This is a genomic window from Lysobacter sp. MMG2 (genome assembly GCF_016735495.2).
Lineage (GTDB): Bacteria > Pseudomonadota > Gammaproteobacteria > Xanthomonadales > Xanthomonadaceae > Lysobacter_J.
The window spans coordinates 490,745-513,641 of sequence record NZ_JAERQY020000003.1 but is presented as its reverse complement, the minus strand read 5'-3'; the positions used below and the strand labels follow the sequence as shown (position 1 = coordinate 513,641).

The window sequence follows — 22,897 nt, the reverse complement described above, 5'->3', positions numbered from 1 at the left end:
GCCGGCGGGACAGCGGTGAACGATCGGGCGGCAGGCAGGCACGCGGCCATCCGTTGCGAATCATGCCAGTGGCACAGCACCGTTCGCGCCTGTATGGCCTGTATTTGTGATGGGGTCGTTCAGTCCGCCTGGCAAGCCACGTCGAGATTGCGTGCGATGCGACGCCGGGCACGCCGTAGCGCGGGTTCCGCGCGCTCGCGCAACGCTTGGCGGTCCTGCTTGCTGAATGGGGAGTCCCGGCGGCAATGGTCCAGCAACAGGGCGAGATCCTGGGCGCGGCCGAGCTGCTCGGCGGTGCGTTTGTCGAACAACTCCGACGCGGCGGCCACCGGCAGGCCGATCAGTTCCAGCGCCCGGCGCTGCTGCGAAGCGCGGCGGGCGCGACGGCGCCAGCGGTGCCAGTCCTCGTCGTCGCCGCTGTGGCGTGCGCGGGCCTGCGCCTCGCGGGTGCGCAGGTCGCTGTCGGCCACGCCCATGCGCAGGCCGGCGGACGTCAGCCGGTGCCAATCCAGCGCCGGCAACGCGGCGCGGAACACCGCCAACAGGGCCCGGCGCGCGCCCAGCCCGGGGTCGGTCTGGATCGCCGCCGCGCCGACGCGGGAGCGCGCGGCGACGGCGGCCTCGCATGCACGCGTCAGCACCTGGCGCACGTCGTCCTTGCGTTCGCGCTTGAGCAGGCGGTCGAGCACTTCCACCAGGGCGTGCGCGTCGCGCAGGGTCGACAGCCCGCGGTTCAGCGCGCGCAGTTCGCGGTCGAGCAACCCCGCGCCCGGGCCCAGGAGGCCGTCGCCCAACGCCAGCGCGGCGCGGGCGCGGCGGATCGCCTTGCGCGCCAGGTGGACGCCTTCGTGCAGGTCCGGGTCGGCCAGTGCCTCGTGCGCGGCGTCGATCTCGCCCCGCGTGTAGGCGCACAGGGCCGCCCCGGGCGAGGCCGGGCCGGCGGGTTCCTGCGTTCGGCTGGGCGATGCCTTGTCCATCGCGCGTCGCGAACCCATCCATCCGACTCCGGTCGTGAATCCCGATAGTACGCTCGCCCCATGCCCGAGCTTCCCGAAGTCGAAACCACCCGTCGCGGCCTGGCGCCGCACGTCGAAGGCCGCCGCGTGGCGGGCGTGACCCTGCGCCGGCCGGACCTGCGCTGGCCGATCCCGGACGAGGTCGCGCGCCTGCTTCCCGGCCAGCGCATCGAGTCGGTGCGCCGACGCGCCAAGTACCTGTTGCTGGACACGCAGGCCGGCAGCGCCCTGCTGCACCTGGGCATGTCCGGCAGCCTGCGCGTGCTGCCGGCCGACACGCCGGTGCGCGCCCACGACCACGTCGACATCGCGCTGGCCCCCGAAGGCCGACAGGGCGCGCGCGTGCTGCGCTTCAACGACCCGCGCCGGTTCGGCTGCCTGCTCTGGCAACCGCCCGGCGACACCCACGAACTGCTCGCCGACCTGGGGCCGGAACCGCTGTCGGACGGCTTCGACGGCGACTACCTGTTCGCCCTGAGCCGGGGCCGCAGCGCGCCGGTGAAGACCTTCCTGATGGACCAACGCGTGGTGGTCGGGGTTGGCAACATCTACGTGGCCGAAGCGCTGTTCGCCGCTGGCATCTCGCCGCTGCGCGCGGCCGGCAAGGTCTCGCGCGAGCGCTACCAGCGCCTGGCCGACGAGGTCCGCCGCATCCTCGGCCATGCCATCGAACGCGGCGGGACGACGCTGCGGGACTTCATCGCCCCGGACGGTGCCCCGGGCTATTTCGAGCAGGAACTGTCCGCCTACGGCCGGGGCGGCGAGCCCTGTCCGCGCTGCGGACGGCCGCTGAAACAGGCCGCCATCGGCCAACGCACGACCGTTTGGTGCGGCCACTGCCAGAAGTGACACCGCCCCGATGAGGCAGTGTCAGAAAAAACTGAAGGAGCGGCGCGGCCCATTCTGACGCGACTTTTTCGAGTTGCATGTCACAAAAAGGGATATATTCCGAGCCACTGCGCACGGGGCTGCCCATGGCCGACACCGCCGATATCACGCTGCTGCTGGATGCTGCACGAGAAGGGGACCGCGGCGCACTCGACCGCGTGCTCGCCACGCTTTATCAGGAACTGCACACGATGGCGCGGCGCCAACTCGCCGGCCAGCATGGGCAGACGCTCGATGCCACCGCCCTGGTGCACGAGGCCTATCTCAAGCTCATCGGCCGCCGCGAGGCGCAGTTCGACGACCGCGCGCACTTCTTCGCCTACGCCGCCTCGGCCATGCGCAGCGTGGTCGTGGATTACGCGCGCCAGCGCCTGGCGCAGAAGCGCGGCGGCGACCTGCACCGCGTCACGGAACTTCCCGACGACGTCGAAGGCGGCCTGCGCCTGGACGAAGACACCCTCGGCCTGGACACCGCGCTGACCAAGCTCGCCGCCGTCGATCCACGCCTGGCGCAGGTGGTGGAACTGCGTTACTTCGCCGGCCTGTCGGAACTGGAGATCGCCGCGCTGCTGGAGCGTTCCGAGCGCAGCATCCGCCGCGACTGGCAGAAGGCGCGGCTGTTCCTGCTGGCGTCGTTGAAGGATTCGTAAGGTTTCTCCCACGCGCCCCGCGTTGATCCCTGAGGTCGAGTCCCGATGGATCCCGAGCGCTGGCAACGCATCTCCCCGCTGCTCGACGCGCTCTTCGAACTGGAGCCGCAGGCGCGCGAGCTGCGCCTGGCGCAATTGCGCGACGAAGACCCCGCGCTGGCCGAAGAGCTGCAGACGCTCATCACGCTGGACGAAAGCCACGAGGACTTCCTGTCCGAACCGCTGGTCGCGCCTTTGGCCGGCCTGCGCGCAGGCGGTGAAGTCGGGCCGTATCGACTCGAACGCCTGCTCGGCGAAGGCGGCATGGGCCAGGTATGGCTGGCCGCGCGCGCCGACGGCCTGTACCAGCGCCGCGTCGCGCTGAAACTGCTGCGCCCCGGCCTGGCCGACAGCAACCTGCGCGTGCGCTTCTCGCGCGAGCGGCAGATCCTCGCGCGCCTGGCGCACCCGCACATCGCGCGCCTGCTCGACGCGGGCATGAGCACCGATGGCCTGCCGTACCTCGCGCTGGAGTACGTCGAAGGCGAGCCGATCACCGACTACTGCCGCAACCACCAGCTGCCGCTGGAGCAACGGCTGCGCATGTTCCATCAGATCTGCGACGCGGTGAGCCACGCGCACGCGAACCTGATCGTGCATCGCGACCTCAAGCCCTCGAACATCCTGGTGACACCCAGCGGCGACGTGCGCCTGCTCGATTTCGGCATCGCCAAACTGCTGGATTCCGAAGCGCCGATGGTCGAGCAGACGCGCACCGGCGTGCGCGCGTTCACCCTGCACTACGCCGCGCCCGAGCAGGTGCGCGGCGAACCCGTCACCACGATGACCGACGTGTACGCGCTGGGCGTGGTGCTGTTCGAACTGCTCACCGACACCAAGCCGTACCGGCTGAAACGGCAGACCGATGCGGAATGGGAAGAGGCGATCCTCGCCGCCGATCCGCAGCATCCCTCGCACACGCTGCTGCGTCGCGCCGAAGACGCGGGCGCCGATGTGCACGCATTGCGCCGCCACGCGCGCATGCTCGCCGGCGATCTGGACAACATCGTGCTCAAGACGCTGTCCAAGCGGCCCGAGCAGCGCTATCCGTCGGTGGAAGCGCTGGCGCTGGACCTGAGCCGCTACGAGGCCGGTCGTCCCGTGCAGGCGCGCCCGCAAAGCATGGGCTACCGCTTCGGCAAATACCTGCGCCGGCACCGCTGGTCGCTGGCGACGGGCACGCTCGTGGCCGTGGTGTTGAGCGCGGCGCTGGCGATCGTCGCCTGGCAGGCGCGGCAGGCCGTCGCCGAAGCCGGACGCGCGCAGGCGATGCAGGACTTCATGGTCGGCGTGTTCGAAAGCGCGCGTGGCACGCCCGAAGGCCAGGCGCTGGACCTGCGCGGCCTGCTCGACGATTCGCTGGATCGCGGCAACCGCGAACTCGCGCGGCAACCGCGCGCGCGCGCCGAACTGCTGGGCGTGATCGCACGCCTGCGCATCGGCCTGGGCGATTACCGCGAAGCGCTGGTGCTGCTCAACCGCCAGGCCGTCGCGCTGGAATCCGCTCCGGACGTCCCCGTGAGCCTGCAACTGGAATCGCTGACGCAGCGCGGCCAGGCGCTGCGTTTGCTGGGTGAGGCGCGGCAGTGCATCGGCCTGATGCAACCCGCGCTGGCAACCGCGCGGCGCGAGCAGGCGCAATTGCCGCCGCAGGTGAGCGAGTTCTACTCGCAACTCGGCCGCTGCCGTCGCGACAACGGCGAGCGCCAGGGTGCGCGCCAGTTGTTCGAACGTTCGCTCACGCTGCGCCGCGATGATCGCGACGAAGTGGGCACGGTGGAGAACCTGATCGACCTGGCCAACCTGCAGGCCGATGCCGGCCAGTCCGGCGCCGCGTTGCAGGGCTATCAACAAGCGCGCATCCAGCTGCGTCAGAAAGTGGGCGAACGGCATGCGCTGATGGTCGAGATCGGCTCGCGCATGGCATCGCTGCGGCAGGGCCTGGGCCAGACGGATGCGGCCGAACGCTCGGCGTCGGATGCCTTCGCGCTCGCGCTGGAGGTGTATGGCGCGCAGCATCCGGCCACGCTTTCGCTGCGTCGCCAGCTGGCCGCGCTGCACATCGAGCAGGGCCGCTATTCCCAGGCGGAAACCGAACTGCGCGAGGCCATCGCGCTACAGCAACGACGCGTCAGCGCGGGCGGAAGCGATCCGGGCGAAATCCGGCGCGGTGCAGGCGAACTCGGGCGTCTGCAGCGTCAGCTCGGCCTGGTGACCTGGGAGCGCGGCGACAGCGCGACCGCGCTGGCTTCCATGCAACGCGCCGTGACGCTGGCCCGGCAACACGACGACGTCCCGCGACTGGCCGACGCGCTGTTCGACCAGGCCCGCTTGCTGCACGCGTCGGGACGCGACCGCACCGCGCTGAAAGCGGTGACGGAAGCGCGCGAGTTGCGCCTCGAGGAACTCGGCCCGCGTCACCCGCTGGTCGGCGACACCGACCGGTTGCTGGGCCAGATCGAACTCTCGCTCGGCCAGCACGACCAGGGCATGGCGCACTTGGCGCAGGCCGTGACGCTCACCCGCAGCGGCTACGGCAGCACGCATCCGAACACGCGCGAAGCCGAACTGGCCCTGGCCCGCGCACAGGCGCTGGACGGCGACGACGGCGCGCTGACGCGACTGGATGCATTGGCCGGGCTCTCACACGGCGACCTGGACCTGCGCCGCACGGCATGGCGCGCGCAAGCCTATGCCGCACAGCTGCGCTGCCACGGGCCGGACCGCGATCCCGCGATGGCGCGTCTGGATGCGTTGCACGAACAGTTGTTGAGCGAACAGCCCGACGGCGGTGCGATTCCACGCGAGGTGGCGGCGATCATGCGGGGGTGTGGTTAGGCTTTTCGTGATTCGGGATTCGGGATTCGTGATTCGTGATTCGTGATTCGTGATTCGTGATTCGGGATTCGGGATTCGGGATTCGGGACAGCTTCTTCGAAACCGAGATCCAGATTGTCACGCCATCGGGCACGCGCTCCCGGTTTCACGCCTAGATAACGCCATAAAAAGGATTCTGCCTCACCGGCTTTTCACGAGATGAAGGCTGTGGGGCAGTACGCGGAATGTTCATCCATGCGCTCTCGTTCGGGCATCCGGTCCATCGATGACAAGGACTCGCCGCGCATGGAATAGGCGCGCAACCGGAGGCAGCGTGACCGTGGCCGACAACGCACGCCTGATCGGCGTGCAGGGCCAGACGTTCACCATGGGCCCGTTGACGCTCAATCCGCTCTCGCATGTGGATGCCTCACTCGCGGCGCCCGGTACGACCGCGTTGTTCGGCATCAGCGGCAATCTCGTGCTCGATGGCCTTCTGGACATCACCTCGACGGGCGCCTTTGGCCCGGGGCTTTACCGATTGATGAACTACACCGGCGCGCTGACCGACAACGGCCTGGACTTCGGCGTCGTGCCCGCGGGTTTCACGCCGAATCTGGATCTGTTCGTGCAGACCTCCGCGGCGCAGCAGATCAATCTGGCGAACACGAAGGGGGCGCTGCTGACGTTCTGGGACGGAGGCAACAGCGCGCTGTTCAACAACGGTCGAATCGACGGCGGCGCGGGAACGTGGCTGGCCACGACCGGCCAGTCGTGGGCCGACATCAGCGGAACCCTCAACGGACCGTGGCAGGCGGACAGCTTCGCGATCTTCCAGGGCACGCCTGGCATCGTCACCGTGGACAACAGCGCAGGCGCGGTGACCTTCAGCGGTGCGCAGTTCGCCGTGAACGGCTACACGATCACCGGCCAACCGCTGACGATGCAGGCGACGCTCACCACGCTGCGCGTGGGCGACGGAAGCGACGATGCCTATCGCTTGCGCGAAGGCGTGGAGATGTGGCTGCGCGGCTATTACCAGAGCAGCGAGGGCGATCGCGTCGATCTGTTCCGGCAAGGTTACGAGAGCGACGGCCGCAGCTTCATCCTCGGTGCGGACGCGGCGTTGGCCGACTCGGGCGTCGTGGGCGCGTACCTGGCGTTCGACGATCTGGACATGGCCTATCGCGGCCCGACTGCCGACACCGGTCGCACGCGTCTGGATGGATGGGCGGCGGGCGTGTACGGCAGTTATTGGGGTGAACGCCGCTGGTTCGTGCAGGGAGCGCTCGAATACGGTGTCTATGACGTCGAAACCACGCGGGCCGTCGTCTTCGGCCCGATTGCCGCGCAGGCGCAGGGCGATCGCGACGCACGCGCCTGGACGGCCACGGCCGGCGCCGGTTACAACCTCATCCCGGGCGACGGTTGGCTGATCCAGCCGCAGATGCATCTGCGCTATCAACGCTTCGACGAGGATGGCTACAACGAACGCGGCGCGGTGGCGCTGGACCTGGGCTATGGGGACTTCGACGCCGGAACGTTCCGTGGCGAAGCGGGCGTCACCGTGCGCCGGTCGCTGCCGGCCGCCACCGCAAAGCCGGAGATCAGCGTCGTGTTCGCCTACGCGAACTACGTGTACGACGACGCGTTGGACGATCGCGACCGCACCGCACGCTTCACCATCGGCGATGCGTTCCGGATTTCCGTCGACGACGGCACGCGCGACGGCATCCGCTATGGATTCGGACTCGAGCACACCTGGAACAGCAATGCCGCCATCCAGGTGCTGTTCGAAGCGGAGGACTACGGCGAGATCGAGAACCGGAGCGCTTCGCTGCTGGTGCGCAAGCGGTTCTGAACGGGCGATGCGTCGCCACCGTGAAAGCGGATGGCGACGCGTTGGCACCCTTCGATATCGCTATCGCCTCACAGCGGCAGCGGCGGCTGCAACGGTTCGATCGCGCCCTCGCCGCTCATCACCTTCTTGTATTCCGCGCGCGAGACCGAGATGTAGCGATCGTTGCCGCCGATCTCCACCTGCGGCCCCTCGCGCACCGCGCGGCCCTGCGCGTCCACGCGCACCACCATCGTCGCCTTCTTGCCGGTGTGGCAGATGGTCTTGATCTCGGTGAGTTCGTCCGCCCACGCCAGCAGGTACTGGCTGCCCTCGAACAGCTCGCCGCGGAAATCCGTGCGCAGGCCGTAGCACAGCACCGGGATGCGCAGCGCGTCGACCACCTCGCTCAGCTGCCACACCTGCGCTTTCGTCAGGAACTGCGCCTCGTCCACCAGCACGCAATGCAGCGCGCCATGCTGGGCGATGTCGTGGCGGACCTTCGCCTCCAGATCGTCGTCGCGTTCGAACGCGATGCCCTCCGAGCGCAGGCCGATGCGCGAGGCGATCACGCCGGTGCCGGCGCGGTCGTCCAGCCGCGGGGTGAGGATCGCCACGCGCATGCCGCGCTCGCGGTAGTTGTGCGCCGACTGCAGGAGCGTCGTGGTCTTGCCGGCGTTCATCGCCGAATAATAGAAATAGAGCTTTGCCATGCGCGCATTTTACGACGTGTCGCGCGCGTGGCGCCTCCCGGCGCCAACAGGCCTGCGCACGCGCGGGCCGCGGCTGTGCGCGGCCTCAGTCGTTGCGTCGCGCGCGCAGCCGCACGGCTTCGGCCCAGCGCTGCGCGACGCGGGGCGAGGTGATGCACACCGCGTCGAAAGTGACCGTGGTGACGGCGCGTTCGAGCAGCTGGATATCGGCTTCGTGCTGGCGCGCGACGTGCGGGTCCTCGAAGAAGATCGCGCGCTGGCACTGACGCTCCAGCACCAGGTCGGCGATCTGCGCGTCGCCGCCCATCGGACCGCTTTCGTAACGCTGCACCCAGGCCTGGCCCTGCGGCCAGCCGCGGCTCCAGGCCAGTTCGTTGAGGCGCTGGCCGGTGGTGCCCGTGGCGACGCGGCGCTGGAAGCGCGAGAGCACGTCGAAGTGCTCGGCGGCGTAGGCCATCATCTGCGGCTTCATCGCGTCGTGGGCGATCATCGCCAGCGTCTGCGTTTCCAGCGCGTGCAGTGCGTCGGCGGCGGGATCCGGCGCAAGACCGGCGTGCACGCGCTCCATCTCGATCCAGTCGCGCGCGGAGGCGACGGTGGAGATGAAAGGTTTGCCGTGGATCACGCACTGGCGCTTGAGCGCCACCGCTTCGGGGAACACCGAAGACGGATCGACCGGGTCGATCAGGTAGATCGCGCCGTCTAGCGTGCGTTCCGCGCTGCCCAGGCCGACGACCTCGGCCACCAGTTTCATCAGCCCGCCTTCGCGTCCGTAGGGATAACGGCGCAGGCCGGTGTAGCCGGCGAGCATGCCGGCGGCGGCGATGGCGTCGAAGGTGCGGCCGATGGTGTGCAGTTCCAGGCCGAGTTCGCGTATCCCCGGCTCGCAGGTGCGCAACAGGCGGAACAGCGCGGCGTCTTCACTGAGGTGGTGCAGGCGGTTGGCGGCCAGGCCCAGGCGCATGGCGGATCCGTCGAGGGGCGAAGCCGCAGTCTATACGGCCGACGGGGCGCATTCAGGCACCGGCCCGGGCGTGTGGAGGCCCGGGCCTGGCCGCCGCGATGAAGGGAACGGCCTCAGTCGTCGGCGTCGCGGCGCGCCGGTGCGGCCGGGCCGACCTCGACGCTGCCGGCCTGCCAGATCGCGTCCTCGACGGCCCAGTACTTCTTCGGCTGCCAGCGCCAGCTGGCGAACATCGGCGTGAGGTCGAAGTAGTCCGTGCCGCCCATGTCGTTGCCGACGGGCGCGGTCGCGGTGAGGAAACCCACGTAGCCCAGATGGCTGCCGGTGATGTTCCGCTTGGCCTTGGCGATGCCGCGCGTCTGGCGCGGCTTGGCCACGTCGTCGCCGTACTGCGCGTAGAGCGCCGCGCCTTCGCGCAGCGCACGCGCGCGCTCGTCTTCGCTCAGTTCCAGCCACATCTTCTCGCGCAGCACGATGAAGCTGGGGTACATGCGCTCGGCGGCGAGGTCCGCCCACGCGTAGGCCAGCGCGCGATCGCGCTGCACGCCCACACCGTGCCAGTACAGCAGGCTGATGCGGTGCTGCGAGTACTTGTCGGCGTAGCTCGCCGACTTCACGAAGTGCCGCATCGCGGCCTCCCACTGGCCCTTCGCCGCGGCATCGCTGCCGTACAGGCGGAAGAGTTCGTTGGGATGCGTGGAAGCGAAGCGCGAACGCTCGTCGTAGGCGCGCGCATCCATGCGATCGGTGCTGGCGCTGGCGGCCTTCTCGGCTTCCGGCGTCGGTGCGGTCGGGCCGGCGGCCAACGCGGCGAGAAGCACGGCGGCAGTCAGGGTTTCCATCTCGTCTCCTTTCGATCAGGCCTTCGTGAATGTGCGACGTCAGCGTTCGGCAGGAACGCGACGGTCGTTGCGGCGCACGGTTTCCAGTTCGCCGACTTCGACGCTGCCGTCCAGCAGCCGGTCCTGCTCCTGCCAGTATGTCTCCAGGCGCCGCAGACCGCCTTCCTTGCCGTACAGCTCGTCGGGCGAGCCGGCGACCGAAACGGCGTAGGCCGCGGCATTGCTGCCGGTTTCGGTGAGGAACACGCCGTTGATCGGTCCGCCGCCGGTTTCGATCGGCTGGTTGCGGTAGCCCACGCGGCTGCCGGTCATGTTGCGTGCGAAACGGCGGATTTCGTCCTCGGCACGCGGCTTGGCGACGTCGTCGCCGTAACGCGCGTAGAACGCGGCGCCGGCATCGGGCACGCGCGCCTGCTCCTGCGGCGTCAGTTGCGACCACATCTTCTCGCGGATCGCCAGCAAGCGCGGATTGCCGCGCTCGGCGGCCAGGTCGCTCCAGATGTAGCCCTGCACGCGGTCCGGTTTCGTGCCCACGCCGTGCCAGTGCATCAGGCTGAGGTAGTGTTGCGAATACTTGTCGGCGTACTCGGAGGCCAGCTCGAACCGGCGGATCGCCTCGTCGTAGCGGCGCTGCCGGTAAGCCTTCAGGCCCTGCACGCGGAACTCCTCGTTCGGACGTCCGCGCAGCGAAGGCAGCATCGCATCCAGTTCCATGAAGCTGGCGCTGCTGAGCGACGGGGCTTCATCGGCGCGGGCGGGCGCGGCGAGGGTCGAGGCCGCCAGCATCGCTCCCGACAGGGCGAAGGCGGTGAAAGCGGGTCGCATCGTGCGGATCGTGCGCATGGCTGCCTCTCCATCGGGCCAGTCCGGGCCGTGGGCGTGCCGGCGATCACCTGAACGGCGGGTCGAACCTCCGGCCGCGTCTTCCGATCGTACGACCTTCCCGCGTGATGCAGCGGCGGGCGCGCCCCAAAGGTCGATTACGGCACAATACGCCGCCGCCTCCGCGGCAGCAAACACGCCACATGCACGGTCTGAACCCCCCTCAACGCGCTGCCGTCCTGCACACCGACGGCCCCCTCCTCGTGCTCGCCGGTGCGGGCAGCGGCAAGACGCGCGTGATCGTGGAGAAGATCGCGCACCTCATCGCCTCCGGCCGCATGCCGGCCAAGCGCATCGCCGCCATCACCTTCACCAACAAGTCGGCGAAGGAAATGAAGGAGCGCGTGGCCAAGCGCATCAAGGGCGACGCGGCCGAAGGCCTGACCGTGTGCACCTTCCACGCGCTGGGGCTGAAGTTCCTGCAGATCGACCATGCGAAGGCGGGGCTGCGCCGCGGGTTCTCGGTGTTCGACAGCGACGACTCCAACGCGCAGATCAAGGACCTGATGCCAACGGGCAGCAAGCCCGACGCGATCGACGACATGCGCAATCTCATCTCGCGCGCGAAGAACGCGGGCCTGTCGCCGGAAGAGGCGCTGGCCGTGTCCAAGAGCCCGCGCGAGATGGAAGCGGCGCTGATGTACCAGCGCTACCAGGCGCGGCTTTCGACGTTCAATGCGGTGGATTTCGACGACCTGATCCGCCTGCCCGTGCAGATGCTGGAAGGCGACGAAACCCTGCGCCTGGCCTGGCGCGAACGCATCGGCTACCTGCTGGTGGACGAGTGCCAGGACACCAACGACGCGCAGTACCGCCTGCTGATGGCGCTGGCCGGCGAGAAGGGCCTGTTCACCTGCGTGGGCGACGACGACCAGTCGATCTACGCCTGGCGCGGCGCCAATCCGGAGAACCTGCTGCAGCTGGGCAAGGACTATCCGAACCTTCAGATCATCAAGCTGGAGCAGAACTACCGCTGCTCCAACCGCGTGCTGCGCAGCGCCAACGCGCTGATCGCGCACAACCCGCACGAGCATCCCAAGACGCTGTGGAGCGACCAGGCCGACGGCGAGCGCATCCGCGTGTGGGAGTGCAAGGACGCCGCGCACGAAGCGGAGAAGGTCGCCGCGGAAATCCACTTCCTCGCCGCCGCCAAGACCGCGCCGTGGAGCGATTTCTGCATCCTGTTCCGCGGCAACCACCAGAGCCGTGCGCTGGAGAAGGCGCTGCAGCTGCTGCGCGTGCCCTACCACCTCAGCGGCGGCACCGCGTTCCTGGAGCGCGGCGAAGTGAAGGACGCGCTGTCGTGGTTGCGCCTGATCGCCAATCCCGACGACGACGCGGCCTTCCTGCGCGCCGTGCAGTCGCCCAAGCGCGAAGTCGGCGCGACCACGCTGGCGAAACTCGCCGAACTGGCGCAGCACGCGCACATGCCGATGTCGCGCGCCGCCGAGCAGATCGGCGTGCTCAAGCAGCTGGCGCCGCGCGCGGCGAATGCGCTGGACGGCTTCGTCAACATCGTGCGCCACCTGCGTGGCGAAGCGTTCAAGATCAGCCCGGCCGATCTGGTGCGCTCGCTGGCGGAGAAGAGCGGCCTGCTCGCGTCGATCCGCGCGCAGTGCAAGGACGAGGCGAGTTTCCAGCGCCGCAAGGAAAACCTGGAGGAATTGTCCGACTGGTTCGACGGCGGCAAGGGTTCGGGCCCGGGCGAACTGGCCGCGCAGCTCGCGCTGCTCTCGCACGCCGACAAGGGCGAGGCCGGCAACCAGGTGCGGCTGATGTCGCTGCACGCGGCCAAGGGCCTGGAGTTCCGCTACGTCTTCATCGTCGGCATGGAAGACGGCACGCTGCCGCACGAAATGGCACTGGAGGAAGGCTCGCTCGAAGAAGAGCGGCGCCTGCTCTACGTCGGCATCACGCGCGCGAAGGAGCAGCTGTGGCTGTCGCATTCGCGCGAGGCGTCGAAGTGGGGCGACAAGCTGCGCCTCAAGCCGAGTCGCTTCTTCGACGAACTGCCCGCCGCGGAAATCCAGCGCGACGGCGCCGATCCTGTGGCTGATGCGGCGCGCAAGCAGGAACGCGCGGCGGCGGGGTTCGCGGCGATCAAGGCATTGTTGGGAGAGGGGTGAGGAAAGCGGGTGCGTTTCCGCCCACTCACGTCATTCCCGCGAAGGCGGGGGCTTTTGGGCCGCCGCATGGCGGCACTCTCCAGGGACATTCCACGCTCTACCGGCGCCTCGCAGACAAAGCAGCCCACCGCCGCGTATAAGCTGCCGTGAAAGCATGAAACGTCACTGGAGAGTGCCGCCATGCGGCGGCCCAAAAGCCCCCGCTTTCGCGGGAATGACGGTGAGGCAGCTTCCCGCCATGGGAGTGCCCATGACAACGAACGAACCCATGAATCTCCAGCGCCTCCACCACGTCGCCATCATCGCCTCCGACTACGCGCGGTCGAAGGATTTCTACACGCGCGTGCTCGGGTTGCGCGTGGTCGCCGAGGCGTATCGCGAGGCGCGCGATTCGTGGAAGCTCGACCTCGCGCTGCCGGATGGCACGCAGATCGAGCTGTTCTCGTTCCCTTCGCCGCCGCCGCGCCCGTCGCGCCCCGAAGCGTGTGGGTTGCGACACCTGGCGTTCGTCGTGGACGACGTGGCGGTCCACGCCGATGCGCTGCGCGCGCACGGCATCGACGTCGAACCGCTGCGCGTGGACGAGTTCACCGGTCGTCGTTTCACCTTCTTCGCCGATCCCGACGGGCTGCCGATCGAACTCTACGAAGCCGGGACGCACGGGGCATGAGCGCGATCATCGAACCCGCGCGCGAGGCCGACCATCCACGCGTGCTGGCACTGAACCTCGAAGCGGTGGAAATGACCAGCCCGATGGACGCTGCGCGCCTGCGCCAGCTCGATGCGCGCTCGGCATACCACCGCGTCGTGCGCGAGGACGGCGAGGTGGTGGCGTTCCTGCTCGCCTTCCGCGAAGGCGCGGACTACGACAGCCCGAACTACCTGTGGTTCGCGCAGCGCTATCCGCGCTTCCTCTACATCGATCGCGTGGTCGTGGCGGCGTCGCACCAGGGCCGCGGGCTGGGCGCGATGCTGTACCGCGACCTGTTCGATTTCGCACGCGCCGCGGGCGTCGACACGGTGTCGTGCGAGTTCAACACCGTGCCGCCGAACGAGCCATCGCGCCGGTTCCATGCGGGCTTCGGCTTCGGCGAAGTCGGTTCGCAATGGCTGGATGACGGGCGCAAGCAGGTGTCGTTGCAGGTGGCATCGGCCTGATCGTCCCTGCGGGGCCGGGCGCGCAATCCCGCTACACTGATGACGGGCCCGGGGGAGGGCCCTCGGATGCCGCAACGGCGTCCGTCCATCAACACGTTTTTTGGGGAAGACATGTCCAAGTATGGATGCATGGCGCTGCTCGCCATCGCGTGCAGCATCACCGTGCCTGCGGCGCAAGCCCAGGGTAGTTTCTTTATCGCCGGCCAGGCCGGTCAGGCGACGTACGACAACAGCGGCCTGTCCGAAGACAAGGCCGACACCAGCGCGCTCAGCCTGGGCTATCGCTGGCAGGCGGGTTCGATCACGCAGATCGGCCTGGAAGCGGGTGGCGGCAAGGTCGGCGAAATCAGCGACAGCTATTCCTTCGACGACGGCTTCCTGTCGGAAGAAGGGCGGATCGGCTTCGATGTCCGTTACGCGCACGTCGGCGCCAACGCGCGCTTCAATTTCGGCACGAACAGCCGCTGGTTCGCCGTCGGCCGCGCCGGTTACATGGGCTACAAGCAGGACATCAAGGCCAGCTACAGCTGGGCGTTCAACGACCCGTTCCTCAGTGGCCTCAACGGCACCGAGACCGCATCGGAAAGCGAAGACGGCGGCGGCGCCTATTTCGGTGCCGGCATCGGCGTGGACGTCACGCCGAACTTCAACATCAACCTGATGTACAACGGTTACGCCTACTCCGCGCTGGACGAGGATGGCGAGCTGGAAGACGACTCCAGCACCGCGAGCACGACCACGCTCGGCCTGGAACTGCGCTTCTGATCCATGTTGGACGACGGGGCCGGTGATCCGGCCCCGTCTTCGCATCGCCGGCCCTGCCGGCATGCGGCGACACGACGCTGTCGCGGACCTCGGGCTACACTCGCGCCCCGATCCGGCCTCTGTCCCGCCATGATGCAGCCACGCGTCCTTTCGCTTTCCCTTCTCGCCTGCACGCTCGCCCTGACCGCGTGCGACCGCACGCACACGCCTGCGTCGCAGACCGGCGCCCCGGCCGCGCCATCGTCCACCGCCGCCGCCAAGCCGGCCGTCACTGCCGACGACAACCTCAACGCCGTGCTGTGGATGCAGGCCAGTGCCGAGTACCCGGCGGCGACGACGACCGTTTACCGCGCCGCCGCCGACAAGCTGGGCACCGCGCTGAAGGAAAAGCACTGGGACGCGCTGGTTCCCGACGAGCGCGGCAATCCCGCGACCGGCCTGCCGCCTGCGGTGGTGATGGACGTGGACGAGACCGTGCTCGACAACTCGCCCTACCAGGCGCGCCTGGTGCGCGACGGCAAGGAATACGACGAAGTGACCTGGGACGCCTGGGTCGCCGAGAAGAAGGCGAAGGCCGTGCCGGGCGTGGTGGAGTTCGCCAAGGCCGCCGCCGCGAAGGGCGTGACGATCCTCTACCTGTCCAACCGCGCCGTGCACCTGAAGGACGCGACCATCGCCAACCTCAAGGCCGTCGGCATGCCGGTGAAGGACGACAGCGTGTTCCTCGGCCTGGGCACGGTGGTGCCGGACTGCGAGCAGAACGGCAGCGAGAAGAACTGCCGACGCCGCCTCGCCGGCCAGCAGTACCGCGTGCTGATGCAGTTCGGCGACCAGCTGGGCGACTTCGTGCAGATCACCGCCAACACGCGCGAAGGCCGCGCGCAGCTGCTGGACAAGTACGGCGACTGGTTCGGCGAACGTTGGTTCATGCTGCCCAACCCGACCTACGGCAGCTGGGAGCCGGCGGTGTTCAACAACGACTGGGCCCAGCCGCGCGAGGCGCGTCGCGAGGCCAAGCGCGCGGCGCTGAATGTCGCGCCCTGATTCCGCTTTTACAAATCAATGGCTTGCAACGTGATTCTTCACGAGTTGCATTAGGTTTTGAGGGCGGGTAGTCTGCCCTCCGTCCGGCGCGAGCCGGAGCCATGCCACAACTCGAAGTCCTCCGGCCCCGGCCGGATTTGAAGGAGGCCCCGGCCTCCTTTTTCTTCGCCCGCCTTTCGTCCGATGCGCCCACATCGCGACCGCCGACCGCCCTGACCGCTCCCGCCTTCGCGCCGACCGACGGCCGCGAAGTGTGACGCCCATTGCAGTTCCTTCACGTCTTGCGGCGTATCCCCTCCAGAAAACTTCAGTCCTGCCGATGGAGCGAATAGGCGAACTACGCGCATAGAAGCGCAAGGAAAGGCCATGAAGCGAGTCAGAGCCACGGTGGGCGCCGTGCTCTGGGCACTGGTGGTGGCGGCGAACGCGCATGCGTCCGACGGACGCATCACGTTTACGGGCAGCGTGGTGACTCCAACCTGCGCTCCCGCCGTGATCCAAACCCCTGCACAGAACGTGCCGCCGCACCTTCGTACGCGTTGCCCGGGAACGTCCGTTCCCACGGCCTACACACTGCGGCTGGAACCGGCCGCGGCCGCGTTGCCGGGATCGCAGGTGATCGCCTACCACGACGCCTACCTGCGACAGGCAGGCACGCATTCGATGCTGGCGACGCAGGAATACGACTGAGTGCAGCGACGACGGGCGGTCAGTCGTAACTGAGCGTGTAGGTCACGGTAGCCGCCACCTTGCCGGCCGTTACGGTGGCGGTGCTGTAGCGGTAGTACTGCGCGTAATACGGCACCGACCACGTACCGGCTGCCGGCGTGGTGCCGACCAGAACCGCCGAATCGAACGCCACGGCACCGAACGTCCCGTTGAGGATCTGCACGCCGACATTGGCGGCCCACGGACCGGTGCCGGAGGTCGTGGGCATCACCACGCCGGTGCCGGTGCCCTGGCGGGCGCTGTCCATCGTGATGCGCACGCGCGAACCGACCTGGCAGCGCATGTTGATGTTGAAGCGTGTACGGCCGGCCACGGTTCCCACCGCACCGGTCAGCGAGGCGGACGAGACGGTCGGCAAGGGCACGGCCAGCAGCGCCGAATCCGAGTTCACCAGGCACGTCGGCACGGTGACCGTCGTGCCGCCGTTGAGGCGCAGGTTGCCGATCGTGCCGACACTCGAAGTCACGCCGTACTCGTACCAGTAAAAGCGCATCAGGCGGCTGATCTGCGAGACGGTGCCCGGCGTGATGGTGCCGGTCTTGATCAGTTGCGCGGTGAAGGTGTTGCTGATGCTGCCGGTGCCGTTGCTGGCGCGGTCGATCGGACCGATCTCGAAGCCGCGGGTGGAGTTCGGGCCGCAGCGCACGCAGGGCTCGGACTTCGCCTGGAACGGCGTGCCGGTGATCTTCAGGCCGATGCCGTTGAGGTTGGTGTCGAAGACGATGCCGTTCGCCTCGGTGTCGGTCGCATCCAGCCCGGCGAGGTCGCCGGCCTGGATATAGAGACCATGGCCCTTGGTGGTGTCGAGCACCGGAATGTTGGTGCAGCTGAAGACCATCGTGATGGACGCAGGCGTTCCCAGCAGCGCGCCGACGGGCGCGTTGGGCTCCACCGTCACGGCGCCCAGCGTGAAGTTCTGCGCCGCCGCGGTGCAGTCGGACGTGGCCGGGCCGGCCTTCGCGCTCCACGGCAAGGCGCTCAGTCCGGCGAGCATCGCCAGCATCGCCAGCAGCCGCATCACCGCGCGCACCTGCTGTGCGGTGCGCGGCGCGGAATCGGAGCGAGCGGGCAGTTTCATGTCGGTCGGCATCTTGGTGCGGTGCGCGCTCACTGCGCGGCCACGGCGGAAGGTGCTTCGGGCGTGCAGCGCACGTCGAGCGTCGGAAGGTCGTTCGCCGCGCCCTCGACCGGCGCCGGCATGCGGTAACTGACGCGGCATCGGCGCGTCACGCCGTCTTCCGCCCAGCTCAGCGTCATGGTGCCCTGCTCGTCCACGCCGCGCACCAGCAGGCGCCCGCCCTGGCCGACCACGCCCAGCGTGCGGCCCGCGGCGTCGACGACATCGGCCCCGAACGGCACCGCGCGACCGTCGTCCATGCGCGCGCGCACCAGCGCGCTGCGGCCGTATTCGGTTTCGAAGCGGACCATCGCCACCGAGCCGGCGTAAGGCGCGACACGCGCGTTGGTCGCCTTGAGCTGCACGTCCAGGGACAGGCCCTTGGGATCGAGCTCGAGGTTGTTGAAGTTGTAGGGCATCAGGAACGGCACCAGCGCATAACCAAAACGGTTGATGCGCACGCCCGGCGCGTTGAGCACGCGCGCGCCGGTGGCGTTGGGCGCATGGACGATGGCGAGCGTGTCGCCGCCCGGCTGCCCCAGGGTGACGCCGCCCGGATGCGCGACCACCGTGCCCTGCACGCCGAAGGATGCCTGCGAGTAACCATCGCCCTGGCCGTAGCCCGCGCTGAAGGCCGCGAACGGCGTGCGGTAGCCGGCGTTGAGGCTGCCGTAGGCGCCGGCATCGTCGGCATGTGCGGCGGTGGCGGCGTACGTGATCTGGCCGTCGCGCCCGGCTTGCCCGGCCACGGTGACCTGCGCCTGGGTGCGGCCGTCGTCGTCGCGGGTCGCGCTGGCGGCCACGCTCGGCGCGCTGGGGCTGCTTCCCAGCGGCACGCTGATGCTCAGGTTGAACTGGTTGCCGTAGCGGCCGTCGAGGTCGCGCACGCGGTTGGCGGACACGCTGTAGTTCAGCGAACGGAAGTTGTTGCTGTAACCCAGCTGGAACTGCACGTCGCTGCCGCTGCGATTCCAGAAGTCGCGCGCCGACGCCGTGGCGTACATCACGCCGCCGTTCTGTCCCAGGCGCTGGTTGAGGTTCACGTCGAAGCGGTTGCGCTGGCGATCCAGGCCGTACTGGTTGGCCAGCACGTCGACGGCACGGCCGCCCTGCAGTGCATCGCGCTGTTCCGGCGTGAGCGCGACGGGAAGGTTGGTCGCCGGATCCAGCGATGCAAGGTCGGTCACGAACGAGCGGCCGTCGGCGTAGTCGCGCGCGATCAGCGCATCGCGCAGGCTGTAGTAGCCGCTGGTGGAATAGCGGTACGAGGCCAGGCTGAAGGTCGTGCCGGTGTTCGGCAGCATCTTGCTGTACGTCGCGCGCAGGCTCTGGCCGGTCTTGCCTTCGGTGCCGGCCACGTCGGTGCGCGCGGCGGTGACGTCGAAGGCGATCGCGCCCAGGCGCGTGTTGAGCGACACGCCGCCCAGCGCGGCGAAGTAGCCGTCGCTGCCGAGCAGGCCGCCGTAACCGGTGACCGTGTTGCTGAGGCCGCGCTGCAGGGTGGCCTGGACCAGTGCCGGATCGTCGCCCAGGCCCTGGTCGTGCACGCGACCGGCGGAGATCGCGTAGCGGTAGCGCCCCGGGCGAAGCTGCTGCGGCACCGTCGCGAACGGCACGGTGAACTCGCGCACGCGGCCGTCGGCCTCGGTCACGGTGACCCGCAGGTCGCCGCCGTAACCGGTGGCGTAGAGATCGTCGATCGCGAACGGACCCGGCGTCACCGTGGTTTCGTAGATCAGCGCGCCGTTCTGGCGGATCGACACGCGCGCGCTGGTCTCGGCGACGCCGCGCACGGTCGGCGCATAGCCGCGCAGCGAGTCGGGCAGCATGCGGTCGTCGGTCGCCAACTGGACGCCACGCACGCCGACGCTGTCGAACAGCTCGCCGCTGGTGTAGCTGTCGCCGAGGGTGACCTGCGCGCCCCAGGTCGGGATGTCGCGCCGGGCGTAGGTGGCGATCGACTGCCAGGCGTGATCGGACGCCACGTCACTGCCCGACTGCCAGGTCAGGTTGCCGTCGTGGCGGAAGCGCCAGGCACCGAGGTTGAAGCCCAGGTTCACGCCCAGGTAGCCGGCGGTCATGCTCTGGCCGCCACTCTCGGTGCGATACGCGTTGAGGTTGTAGTTGAGCAGCCCCGCGGTCACGCCCTTGTCCCACAGCTCGGGGCTGACGTAGCCGCGCGCGCGGTAGCCCTTCCACGCCTGCGGCACCGTCACGTCCAGGCGCAGCTCGGTCTGGTCGTAGACGGCGGTGGCGCCGGGGATGAGGTCGGACATGGCGACGCAGCCGTCGGCCTGCGCCAGTCGCGCGCGGGCTTCCTCGGTGAGCTTGGCCCGGGGCAGGCCGAGCCGGTCGAACAGCTCCGGCGTAAAGCACGGCACGGCGTTGGTGTCGGGCGTCGGCGAGGCGAAGCGCACCTCGCTCGCCCCGGACCACTCGCCGTCCAGGTACAGGTCGAGGCGGTACGTGCCCGGCGTGATGACGGTGCCGCGCTCGAAGCGCGTGAGGTCCACGGGGGCCTGCGCGCCACCGGCGAGCAGGCTCATGTCGAACTGCGCATCGCCCGGCGCGGCGGGCGCGGCCAGTGCCGGCCCCCACGCGAAAAGGGCGAACGCAATGGCCGCACCGAGCGCGGCGCGGCCCGGTACGTGCATAGCAGCCGGCGAATGGCGGCCGCTTTCGCGCATCAGGGCGTCACGCTCGCGGTGAAGGCGGAGGCGGCGCCGTAGTCGTTGATCGTGGTGTAGCGCACGGCCGCGCCGGCCGGGGCGGTCTTGGCGAGCGTCGGCACGCGCAGGCGCAGTTCGCCGAACGGCGCGACCATGCCGGCCTCGGCGTCGAACGACTTGCCGCCGTCGGTGACGGCCAGCTCGCTCACGGTGATGTGGTACGGCGTCGGATTGCGAACGATCAGCTCGCCGGCAGCGGCGCGGAACGTGAGCTGCTCGGGCGCCTTGTTCGGATCGCCGGTCAGGCCCTGCGGGCGGAAGAACAGCTTCAGGCGCGAACGCAGCGCCAGCTGCAGGTAGTTGGCCTTGGCCAGTTCGCCATCGGCCGGCTTGGGCGGGATTTCCAGCACGTTGAGCCAGAACAGCGACTCGCGGTCGCTCGGCAGCGGCTCACGGGTGTAGAGGATGCGCAGGCTCTGATCGCGCCCGGCTTCCATGCGGAACATGGGCGGCGTGATCAGGAAAGGGGTGTCGACGGTGTCCGGCGTGGCCTTCGGGTCGCCGCGATCGATCCACGCCTGCACCAGGGCAGGGTGTTCGTTGGCGTTGGTCAGGCGCACGGTGACCTCACCGTCCTTGGCCGGCAGGACCACGCGGGTTCCACCGATCAGCACGTTGGCATGGGCGACAGGAAGCACGGCACAAAACGCGAGCAGTGCCGCACCGACGGTGCGGTTCCAAAGGTTCATCCGGGGTACCTGAGGGGGAATGGGTGCTGCGGAGAAGAGCGCGGGCGCAGCCGCTTGGCTGCGCCCGCGTGATGCACTTACTGGTACTGCATCGTGTACTGCACGGAGGTGCTCACCTGACCCGGGGTGGCCTGGGCGGTGGCGTAGTACTGCGCGTAGTAGTTCAGCGTGGCCTTGCCGGCGGCGATGTCGAAGGTCTTCGACGCCTGCGCGCCCGCGCCCTGGTTGAGCTTGATCTCGGTGGTCAGGTCATCGTTGACCAGACGCACCAGCACGTTGCCCGCACCGCCCGAGGTGATCGTGTTCTTCAGGTAGCCGGTGGTGGCGTCGATGTTGGCGCCCTGCTCGAAGTACGTGGTCGCCTTGGTCAGCGAACCGCAACCGGTCAGCGAGATGGTGAACAGCTTGTTGCCGGCGGTGGCGCCCAGCGCCGGAAGCGCGGTGGTGGACACCTGCGGCAGCACGACGGCGATGTTGCCGCCAGCCGGGGTGTTGATCAGACAGGTCGAGGCCTTGACCTCACCGGTGATGCTGATGGTGCCGTCGACGGCCATGGCGGACATCGGGGCCAGGCCAAGGGCGGCCGCAACGAGGAGGAGCTTCTTCATAAATAAACCCTGGAGTGTGGTCCGCCGTGGCGGGACGCTATGCCCCGGCGAAATTGCCGGTTCAGGGCTTAGAAAGCAGAATCTGTGCCAACCGTCTCAAAACCGTTTTGGAGCCGTTATGGATGCGTGAAGGGACCGATTCCGGTAAAACTGAACGAGATTCCGATCACACTTTCCGCCTCTGATTGCGGATTCCGCCCGTCCACGTCACTTTTTGACCTAAAGAAATGTGACGGGATGCCGATAAACCGGCGGGTTCGCAATTCCGGGACCGCCTTGGCTTGCCCGGTCCCGCCCCCATCGCCAAGATGCCGACAGCGACTTGGGGAGAGCCGCACCCGATGACATCGATCGCCCGCGCCATCGCCGCGCTGACGCTGCTTGCCGCCCTGACGGCGGGCGGTGGCTGCCAGCGCGCGCCCGCGCCGGCCTTCGAACCCACGCCGACGCAGCCCGCCCAGGCGGTCGAACAGCTGATCCGCGATCTTCGCCACGACGATCTGGTGAGCTATTCGCGCCACGCCGTCCCGCCCGCGCTGCACGCCCGGCTCGACCAGGCCTGGAACGAGGGCCGCACGCGCTGGCCGCTCACCGATCTTCCCCTGGATGACCGCCTGCCGGCCTTCATCGACGCCCTCGCCGCCCCCGGCGCCGAGAAGCAGCTGCTGACGGTCTACCAGCGTCAATTTTCCGGCGCGAGCGCCGAGCTCCGCTCCGCTGCGGCCACGCTGGGGTTGTTCGCCGCCCAGTACCTGCGGCGGGAAGGCGACTACAGCGCGCAGGAGCGCGCCCACTACGTCCAGATCGTCGGGGCCATCAGCGGCTGGGCGCAGAAAGCCCCGCTGGGTGACCTGCAACGTGCGCGCCAGACGCTCCCGCAACTGGTCGCCGGCGCCCGCCAGACCGGGCTGGCCGGCGGGCCGGCGCGTTTCCGCGAGCTGGGCATGCAGCGCAGCCTGGAGCGGATGGGGCCGTTCTTCGGCCGCGTGAAGCGGGTGCTGCTGGCCTATGGACTGGACCTCAACGCCGACCTGGCCACCGCCCGCGCCGGCCTGATCGAACAGAACGGCGACCATGCCCGCATCCGCCTGCAGTACACGCTGGCCGGCCAGCTGATCGAGGCCGAACTGGCGGTGGAGCGCCACGACGGCCGCTGGTACCTGACCGATGCACTGCGCCACGCCGAAGCCGAAGCGGCGCGCACGGCGCCCGAGTCCGACTCGCCCGCCAGCGCACCGGACGCCCCCGTGGCGCGCTGAACGCGGCCGAAGCCGCGAAGGCATA

At 68.9% G+C, this 22,897-nt stretch carries 20 protein-coding genes; 11 read left to right on the top strand and 9 right to left on the bottom strand.

Annotated elements, in window-relative coordinates; all coding sequences use genetic code 11:
* Nucleotides 1-119: 119 nt before the first annotated feature.
* Nucleotides 120-995: a CHAD domain-containing protein gene (locus tag JI752_RS14275; RefSeq protein WP_216965192.1), complete on the bottom strand. Its 876-nt coding sequence runs from the start codon at nucleotides 993-995 to the stop codon at nucleotides 120-122.
* Nucleotides 996-1,037: 42 nt separating this feature from the next.
* On the opposite strand from JI752_RS14275, the gene mutM reads away from it, so the two are divergent.
* The 4 genes from mutM to JI752_RS19345 all read left to right on the top strand — a co-directional run bounded on the left by mutM (nucleotide 1,038) and on the right by JI752_RS19345 (nucleotide 7,271).
* Nucleotides 1,038-1,865, top strand: a complete 828-nt coding sequence (gene mutM / locus JI752_RS14270; protein ID WP_216965189.1) for a bifunctional DNA-formamidopyrimidine glycosylase/DNA-(apurinic or apyrimidinic site) lyase — start codon at nucleotides 1,038-1,040, stop codon at nucleotides 1,863-1,865.
* Nucleotides 1,866-1,990: 125 nt separating this feature from the next.
* A complete protein-coding gene (locus tag JI752_RS14265) occupies nucleotides 1,991-2,554 on the top strand; it encodes an ECF-type sigma factor (protein WP_216965187.1) in 564 nt (187 codons plus the stop codon).
* A 45-nt stretch (nucleotides 2,555-2,599) separates the two neighbouring features.
* Nucleotides 2,600-5,431, top strand: a complete 2,832-nt coding sequence (locus JI752_RS14260; protein WP_216965185.1) for a protein kinase — start codon at nucleotides 2,600-2,602, stop codon at nucleotides 5,429-5,431.
* A gap of 313 nt (nucleotides 5,432-5,744) precedes the next feature.
* Entirely contained in the window at nucleotides 5,745-7,271 is a 1,527-nt protein-coding gene (locus JI752_RS19345) for an autotransporter outer membrane beta-barrel domain-containing protein (protein ID WP_216965184.1), read from the top strand.
* 68 nt (nucleotides 7,272-7,339) lie between these two features.
* Here the strand turns inward: JI752_RS19345 and JI752_RS14250 are convergent, their stop codons facing one another.
* The 4 genes from JI752_RS14250 to JI752_RS14235 form a co-directional block, all read right to left on the bottom strand.
* Nucleotides 7,340-7,960: a thymidine kinase gene (locus JI752_RS14250; RefSeq protein WP_216965183.1), complete on the bottom strand. Its 621-nt coding sequence runs from the start codon at nucleotides 7,958-7,960 to the stop codon at nucleotides 7,340-7,342.
* A gap of 85 nt (nucleotides 7,961-8,045) precedes the next feature.
* The gene (locus tag JI752_RS14245) at nucleotides 8,046-8,924 is read right to left on the bottom strand and encodes a methylglyoxal synthase (RefSeq protein WP_216965182.1); all 879 of its coding nucleotides are present in this window, start codon (nucleotides 8,922-8,924) and stop codon (nucleotides 8,046-8,048) included.
* 113 nt (nucleotides 8,925-9,037) lie between these two features.
* On the bottom strand, nucleotides 9,038-9,766 hold the full coding sequence (locus tag JI752_RS14240; protein WP_216965180.1) for a hypothetical protein: 729 nt from the start codon (nucleotides 9,764-9,766) through the stop codon (nucleotides 9,038-9,040).
* A 39-nt stretch (nucleotides 9,767-9,805) separates the two neighbouring features.
* Nucleotides 9,806-10,609, bottom strand: a complete 804-nt coding sequence (locus JI752_RS14235; RefSeq protein ID WP_216965178.1) for a hypothetical protein — start codon at nucleotides 10,607-10,609, stop codon at nucleotides 9,806-9,808.
* Nucleotides 10,610-10,791: 182 nt separating this feature from the next.
* Here JI752_RS14235 and JI752_RS14230 point away from each other — a divergent pair, with 182 nt between their 5' ends.
* From JI752_RS14230 to JI752_RS14205, 6 genes are all read left to right on the top strand, one after another.
* A complete protein-coding gene (locus tag JI752_RS14230) occupies nucleotides 10,792-12,774 on the top strand; it encodes a UvrD-helicase domain-containing protein (protein ID WP_216965176.1) in 1,983 nt (660 codons plus the stop codon).
* A 268-nt stretch (nucleotides 12,775-13,042) separates the two neighbouring features.
* On the top strand, nucleotides 13,043-13,444 hold the full coding sequence (locus JI752_RS14225) for a VOC family protein (protein ID WP_216965174.1): 402 nt from the start codon (nucleotides 13,043-13,045) through the stop codon (nucleotides 13,442-13,444).
* Nucleotides 13,441-13,932 carry a GNAT family N-acetyltransferase gene (locus JI752_RS14220; protein ID WP_216965172.1) on the top strand — a complete coding sequence of 164 codons (492 nt, stop codon included), beginning with the start codon at nucleotides 13,441-13,443 and terminating at the stop codon, nucleotides 13,930-13,932. Before JI752_RS14225 ends, JI752_RS14220 begins: the two co-directional genes overlap by 4 nt.
* 111 nt (nucleotides 13,933-14,043) lie before the next feature.
* Nucleotides 14,044-14,697, top strand: a complete 654-nt coding sequence (locus JI752_RS14215; RefSeq protein ID WP_216965170.1) for an outer membrane beta-barrel protein — start codon at nucleotides 14,044-14,046, stop codon at nucleotides 14,695-14,697.
* A gap of 129 nt (nucleotides 14,698-14,826) precedes the next feature.
* On the top strand, nucleotides 14,827-15,741 hold the full coding sequence (locus JI752_RS14210) for a 5'-nucleotidase, lipoprotein e(P4) family (RefSeq protein WP_216965168.1): 915 nt from the start codon (nucleotides 14,827-14,829) through the stop codon (nucleotides 15,739-15,741).
* A gap of 366 nt (nucleotides 15,742-16,107) precedes the next feature.
* Complete coding sequence (locus tag JI752_RS14205) at nucleotides 16,108-16,431, top strand: hypothetical protein (protein ID WP_216965166.1); 324 nt, start codon at nucleotides 16,108-16,110, stop codon at nucleotides 16,429-16,431.
* Between the two features lie 19 nt (nucleotides 16,432-16,450).
* Here the strand turns inward: JI752_RS14205 and JI752_RS14200 are convergent, their stop codons facing one another.
* From JI752_RS14200 to JI752_RS14185, 4 genes are all read right to left on the bottom strand, one after another.
* Entirely contained in the window at nucleotides 16,451-17,548 is a 1,098-nt protein-coding gene (locus tag JI752_RS14200) for a fimbrial protein (protein ID WP_216965164.1), read from the bottom strand.
* 29 nt (nucleotides 17,549-17,577) lie between these two features.
* On the bottom strand, nucleotides 17,578-20,241 hold the full coding sequence (locus tag JI752_RS14195) for a fimbria/pilus outer membrane usher protein (RefSeq protein WP_216965162.1): 2,664 nt from the start codon (nucleotides 20,239-20,241) through the stop codon (nucleotides 17,578-17,580).
* 32 nt (nucleotides 20,242-20,273) lie between these two features.
* Nucleotides 20,274-21,005, bottom strand: coding sequence for a molecular chaperone (locus JI752_RS14190; protein ID WP_216965160.1), 732 nt, complete (start codon nucleotides 21,003-21,005; stop codon nucleotides 20,274-20,276).
* Between the two features lie 77 nt (nucleotides 21,006-21,082).
* Nucleotides 21,083-21,613: a fimbrial protein gene (locus tag JI752_RS14185; RefSeq protein ID WP_216965158.1), complete on the bottom strand. Its 531-nt coding sequence runs from the start codon at nucleotides 21,611-21,613 to the stop codon at nucleotides 21,083-21,085.
* Nucleotides 21,614-21,954: 341 nt separating this feature from the next.
* Here JI752_RS14185 and JI752_RS14180 point away from each other — a divergent pair, with 341 nt between their 5' ends.
* Entirely contained in the window at nucleotides 21,955-22,872 is a 918-nt protein-coding gene (locus JI752_RS14180) for a hypothetical protein (RefSeq protein WP_216965156.1), read from the top strand.
* The last annotated feature ends 25 nt before the right edge of the window (nucleotides 22,873-22,897 follow it).

Bases quoted from the DNA above. Each gene is read 5' to 3' on its own strand.
- JI752_RS14275 (WP_216965192.1), bottom strand. From the start codon at position 995: ATGGGTTCGCGACGCGCGATGGACAAGGCATCGCCCAGCCGAACGCAG.
- mutM (WP_216965189.1), top strand. From the start codon at position 1,038: ATGCCCGAGCTTCCCGAAGTCGAAACCACCCGTCGCGGCCTGGCGCCG.
- JI752_RS14265 (WP_216965187.1), top strand. From the start codon at position 1,991: ATGGCCGACACCGCCGATATCACGCTGCTGCTGGATGCTGCACGAGAA.
- JI752_RS14260 (WP_216965185.1), top strand. From the start codon at position 2,600: ATGGATCCCGAGCGCTGGCAACGCATCTCCCCGCTGCTCGACGCGCTC.
- JI752_RS14250 (WP_216965183.1), bottom strand. From the start codon at position 7,960: ATGGCAAAGCTCTATTTCTATTATTCGGCGATGAACGCCGGCAAGACC.
- JI752_RS14245 (WP_216965182.1), bottom strand. From the start codon at position 8,924: ATGCGCCTGGGCCTGGCCGCCAACCGCCTGCACCACCTCAGTGAAGAC.
- JI752_RS14240 (WP_216965180.1), bottom strand. From the start codon at position 9,766: ATGGAAACCCTGACTGCCGCCGTGCTTCTCGCCGCGTTGGCCGCCGGC.
- JI752_RS14235 (WP_216965178.1), bottom strand. From the start codon at position 10,609: ATGCGCACGATCCGCACGATGCGACCCGCTTTCACCGCCTTCGCCCTG.
- JI752_RS14230 (WP_216965176.1), top strand. From the start codon at position 10,792: ATGCACGGTCTGAACCCCCCTCAACGCGCTGCCGTCCTGCACACCGAC.
- JI752_RS14225 (WP_216965174.1), top strand. From the start codon at position 13,043: ATGAATCTCCAGCGCCTCCACCACGTCGCCATCATCGCCTCCGACTAC.
- JI752_RS14220 (WP_216965172.1), top strand. From the start codon at position 13,441: ATGAGCGCGATCATCGAACCCGCGCGCGAGGCCGACCATCCACGCGTG.
- JI752_RS14215 (WP_216965170.1), top strand. From the start codon at position 14,044: ATGTCCAAGTATGGATGCATGGCGCTGCTCGCCATCGCGTGCAGCATC.
- JI752_RS14210 (WP_216965168.1), top strand. From the start codon at position 14,827: ATGATGCAGCCACGCGTCCTTTCGCTTTCCCTTCTCGCCTGCACGCTC.
- JI752_RS14205 (WP_216965166.1), top strand. From the start codon at position 16,108: ATGAAGCGAGTCAGAGCCACGGTGGGCGCCGTGCTCTGGGCACTGGTG.
- JI752_RS14200 (WP_216965164.1), bottom strand. From the start codon at position 17,548: ATGAAACTGCCCGCTCGCTCCGATTCCGCGCCGCGCACCGCACAGCAG.
- JI752_RS14195 (WP_216965162.1), bottom strand. From the start codon at position 20,241: ATGCACGTACCGGGCCGCGCCGCGCTCGGTGCGGCCATTGCGTTCGCC.
- JI752_RS14190 (WP_216965160.1), bottom strand. From the start codon at position 21,005: ATGAACCTTTGGAACCGCACCGTCGGTGCGGCACTGCTCGCGTTTTGT.
- JI752_RS14185 (WP_216965158.1), bottom strand. From the start codon at position 21,613: ATGAAGAAGCTCCTCCTCGTTGCGGCCGCCCTTGGCCTGGCCCCGATG.
- JI752_RS14180 (WP_216965156.1), top strand. From the start codon at position 21,955: ATGACATCGATCGCCCGCGCCATCGCCGCGCTGACGCTGCTTGCCGCC.